Source organism: Halalkalibacter flavus (assembly GCF_036663575.1).
Taxonomy (GTDB): domain Bacteria; phylum Bacillota; class Bacilli; order Bacillales; family Bacillaceae_D; genus Halalkalibacter; species Halalkalibacter flavus.
Genome location: NZ_JAWRVK010000087.1, coordinates 1 through 4749 on the forward strand (window position 1 = coordinate 1; position 4749 = coordinate 4749).

The 4749-nt window shown below is 34.3% G+C and carries 4 protein-coding genes and 2 pseudogenes; 3 read left to right on the forward strand and 3 right to left on the reverse strand.

What is annotated here, in order from left to right; translation table 11 throughout:
- Positions 1-255: 255 nt before the first annotated feature.
- The 3 genes and pseudogenes from SAY88_RS24340 to SAY88_RS24350 all read left to right on the forward strand — a co-directional run.
- Positions 256-543: pseudogene (locus SAY88_RS24340) on the forward strand (DUF6414 family protein); the annotation flags it as partial.
- Between the two features lie 335 nt (positions 544-878).
- Complete coding sequence (locus SAY88_RS24345; RefSeq protein WP_332635026.1) at positions 879-1268, forward strand: hypothetical protein; 390 nt, start codon at positions 879-881, stop codon at positions 1266-1268.
- A 190-nt stretch (positions 1269-1458) separates the two neighbouring features.
- Positions 1459-3033, forward strand: a pseudogene (locus tag SAY88_RS24350) (IS1182 family transposase).
- Between the two features lie 102 nt (positions 3034-3135).
- Here the strand turns inward: SAY88_RS24350 and SAY88_RS26130 are convergent.
- The 3 genes from SAY88_RS26130 to SAY88_RS24365 form a co-directional block, all read right to left on the reverse strand.
- A complete protein-coding gene (locus SAY88_RS26130; protein ID WP_431308919.1) occupies positions 3136-3234 on the reverse strand; it encodes a DUF3967 domain-containing protein in 99 nt (32 codons plus the stop codon).
- A 254-nt stretch (positions 3235-3488) separates the two neighbouring features.
- Entirely contained in the window at positions 3489-4271 is a 783-nt protein-coding gene (locus SAY88_RS24360) for a hypothetical protein (protein WP_332635027.1), read from the reverse strand.
- A 43-nt stretch (positions 4272-4314) separates the two neighbouring features.
- A complete protein-coding gene (locus tag SAY88_RS24365; RefSeq protein WP_332635029.1) occupies positions 4315-4668 on the reverse strand; it encodes a hypothetical protein in 354 nt (117 codons plus the stop codon).
- Between the last annotated feature and the right edge of the window lie 81 nt (positions 4669-4749).

A 4749-nucleotide genomic window follows, 5' to 3' on the forward strand; every position in this document is an offset into this window, starting at 1 on the left:
TCGTAAAAACATCTTTGGACAAGAAAGTGTTTCAAATTAATAAGCAAAAACTGTGTCAAATTACTTGACGGTCACAATACGAAGATATAAAGGAATTAATTATCATATTAAGTTGTTCTAAAACACCAATTTATAAGGAAATTAGTAAATTATGTAGAATGTTATTTATGTTGGAAACAACTATTCTTTGGGAGGTGGTTCAGAATAGATTTTTCACCTGATCTTTATTGGTGTAACTGAAATAAAGTTGAACAATTCTTGAGTATGTTAATTGATGATTTGATGCCAGAGTATAAATTAACTACTTCACAAGGTAACTCAAATGATAAAGGGGTTGAAGGTAAACTCGGCAAGATTGTTGTTAAATACGAAAAACACGGGGTGACTAATACAGAAAAAGAAGGAAGTGTTGTTAAAACAACACCTTCACTATTCAAAGATCTGTATACGATCCTTGATGAAGAGGAAAAAATTCAACAATTAATAGGTTTTGATAAAGAAATATATTTTTCACTTCATTTTATTGGATATTTAGGTCTGTAAAGTTCCGAAAAATAAAAGAATCGGAACTAATTTCTCTAATTACTTAGTAAAACATTAATATTTTGATTACTTATAAGTATCAAAAACAATGCAAGTTCCGATTCTAATTACATTTTCGGCACTTTGCCTCAGAGTAGCCAGTTGCTGATTTTAGGCCTATAAAATGTGAAATATAATTTTACGAAAGGAGAATTATAATATTATCAAAAGATATTCTAGTTTATTCTATTGTAATAACAATGATCTTTTTAACGGGATGTTATTTAGATTCTGTAAATTCTAATAAATATGATGGTCGTCCACTCGTAATAGGAGTTGTAGGAGATTCACCCGATGTGAGAGAAGATAACATTACTTTCATAAACTATGAATTGTCGGAAATAAAAAATGAACAAATCACCCAAAATCTCGATGCGGTATTTATTACCAAAGAATTTCTTTTAGAAACAACTAATGACGAGTATGCAGATGTTTATAGAACAGCTGGTATTCCATTCTTTTTTATAGAATCTAAAAAATCTTATACTCCTTTTATAGAGAAAGCAACTTCTTATAATGATGTTCCAACTGTAAAGGATAATAATTATGCAACAGGTTATCTGCATACTAGTGGGGATGAAGGGTACTACTGGAGTTTTGGGTTATATAATGACGTGGTTAATAAAAAGAATATTGAAGATGCTTATACAAGAATTTTTGAGACTATACAATCCTCAACTTTTTAAGGAAGACTCAAAAAAATTAGAGGTTGGGACAAAACTCAGTAAATTGAATTAGAAGAGGCCCCGAGAAACAAATCTTTGTTCTCGGGGCCTCTTTCTTATCTATTTAAGTTTTTTCATTTTATAAAACAAAAAAAAGGACAACCTCTGATAAAATTAAAGTTCCTACACAATAACCATCGGAGGTGCCCTTATGTATAAACACTATAACATGAATCAAATAATATTGCCTTTAAATTTAGAAATGAAACTTCAAGAAAATGATATCGCATTTGCGGTCCATCATCTGGTGGAACAAATTCCAGATGATGCCTTTGCCGGCTTCTTACGGAAGACCGGGTGTCCTGCTTATCACCCGCGCATGATGATGAAAGTCATTTTATGTGCATACACACAATCCGCTTTTTCTGGAAGGAAGATTGAAGGCCTTCTCAAAGACAGTGTACGCATGATGTGGTTGGCTCAAGGTTATGAGCCTAGTTACCGAACAATTAATCGGTTCCGTGTTCATCCAGAAGTTCAAGACCTCCTCCGCGAGTGCTTTGTTCAATTTCGTTGTCAACTTGTTGAAGAGAAGGTGATTGACAATGACGCTATTTTTATTGACGGGACTAAAATTGAAGCCAATGCCAATAAGTTTTCATTCGTTTGGCGAAAATCGATTGAAAAATACAGTGCCAGCCTGATCGAAAAATCAAACCAACTGTATGATGAATTAGTAGAGAAAGAAATTATTCCACAGATTGAGCGAGAAAGCTCTGAGGAACTTTCTGTTGAAGAGCTTTCTCTTATCACGGAAAAGTTAATAGAGACCGTCGAAGAATACAGTGAACAAATTGAAGCAAGTGAAGATGTAAGCGAAAGGAAAGACCTTCGTTCAAAACGTAAAGAGCCGAAGAACGCTCATAAACAGTTTCAAGATCTTTTGATGCGCAAACAGAAGTATCAAAAAGACATGGAAATCTTCGAAGGACGGAATAGTTATTCAAAGACAGACCACGATGCCACGTTTATGCGTATGAAAGATGATTACATGAAAAACGGACAACTGAAGGCTGGTTATAATGTACAAATTGCGACAGAAGGTCAATATACGCTTGCTTACGAGATCTTTTCAAATCCAACTGATACACGTACGTTGCGCCCATTCCTTGATGAAATTGAGCGTCATTTCTTTGAGTTCCCAGAATATATTGTCGGAGACGCAGGTTTTGGAAGTGAGGAAAACTATCAAGATGTGCTTGAGAATCGAAAGCGCACACCCCTTATTACGTATAATACGTATCGTAAAGAAAAGAAAAAGCGTTTTAAAAAAGACAAATTTCAGACAGCCAATTGGGATTATCATAAGGAAGATGATTCATTTACGTGCCCAAATGGAAAAAAGCTGACGTTTCGTTTTGAGTCAAAGCGCACAGATCGTAATGGTTTTATACGAGCATTCAATGTCTATGAATGTGAAGATTGTTCAGATTGCCCCTTCCGCTCTCAATGTACCAAAGCGAAAGAAGGGAACAATCGAAGAATCTAAATAAATGAAAAATGGGAACAACAAAAGAAGATGATTCAACAGCTGCTTTCAGAAGAGAAAACGGGTGAGGTCTATGGCCGACGCAAGGTGGATGTAGAACCAGTTTTTGGAAATCCGAAGGCTGATTTGCGTTTCACTCGAATGTCTGTAAGGGGCAACGAGAAAGTGAAAAATGAGTTGGGGTTTGCCTTCATGGCGGTGAATTTACGGAAGTACACCGCCATGAACGCCGGATAAGCATCGGGTAATAGAACAAATCAACAGAAAAGGGTTCCGATCATTAAAATACAATGATCGGAACCCTTTTTTATTATTTTGGCTAATTATGACCCAGCCTCTTTACTGTTTCCAAAACTGCCACCATCTTTTCTGTTCCTTCTCTTCATTAGCTTCTGCTGCAAGCCTTTTTGTTTCCTGTATTTCTCTAATTGCTTGCATAAGCTGCTCATCTCTTTTATTAAATCTTTCATCTATGTATTTACTTTGGTTATCAAGTATGGAATTGAAATAAAGTCGTACCGTTTATAAAAAAGATGTACCGTTTAGAATAACGATCAGACTTATTTATAAATTATCAAACTTTGTTTTAAATCCACACTAGCGTTCGTAAAAGTAAAGTACCCGATAGATGATAGGGGTAATTGTTAAAACGGCAGAAGGGGCCGTTTTACAGCCCCTTCTCAAATACTTTATTATAATGCGTAATAACTATTCGTAGTTCTATTTACTTGTAGAGCCCAATTAAAACCACTATAAGCAAGGTAAAGTGGAGCTCCAATCTTTTTAATAAGATTTTTTACAAGAGATAAGGTCACTCCATGTCTTGCTTGCCAAAGAGCTTCGAGTAATGCCACTCCGGAAGCATCTGCTAGAATGGCTACTTCTTGTCTTTTTAATTCATCTACATTTCTAATAAAAGTACTATAGTTACTGTTACGTGGTAAGTTAGTCTTAGACATTGTAGAATATCTTGCATTTCCTCTATTAGTTGAGTAATTCGTGTAATATCCAAAATTACCACTCGCCCAAGAGACAGTAGTCCAGTTGCTACGTGCTTGGATCATTTGAGTCGATTCCTCATTTGTCTCATTTAGTTCAAGTTCAACCTCATTATTATCCTTTTGAATAATTTGAATAGAATCCCCTTCAGATAATATTTCAGTTTTGAAGTTATCTACAAACACTTTCTCATTGTTAATTACATCATATATTTCAGTGTATATTACTGTTTTATTTCCACTGTATTCAACCGTTTCCTCTTCAAATTGTGAAATAGTTCCATCATCGTTATGTACCTGATAAATAATAATGTTATCTTTTTCTAAAATTACATGGAAATTCTCATTCTCAAAATCTTTTACACTTATATCCGAGTTTTGAGCACTAACTGTACCTATAAAACCCGGGGTAAGTGCAGAAGTGAAAACAAGGAGACCTACCAATAAAACCTTTAAAACATTTGAGCCTTTAAACACTATTAAACTCCTCCTGTAAGCAGTATTTACTCTTTTTAGGGAATTAGAATCTACCATACATAAAAAAGTAGAAGTATAATACTAAGATAACATTACTTACTAATATGGAAAATGATTTAATTTTTTTACTATATTTCCACATTTTATATGATTGGTAGTTCAATCCTAAGAATACAAATACTATTCCTATAGCAACTATTACAGATTGCTCAATGAATAGTCCGATGAAGATCATTAAAACACCTATAAATGGCAAAGACTCTAATAATAAACTTACGGGGTTGCCCAACTCTTCTTTTACTTTATCTTTATCTTCGGGACCTAAACGTTTAAATCTTCTAATGGCCAAAGCAATAATCAAAATGGTGGTAAGTATTAATATCAAATATCGTTCCACAAAAACCCTCCTCGTATTATATCTTTAAGAGCTCTCATTTAGAGATTTCCAGTTGATCCGGATTAACAAGAACCCTTTAAA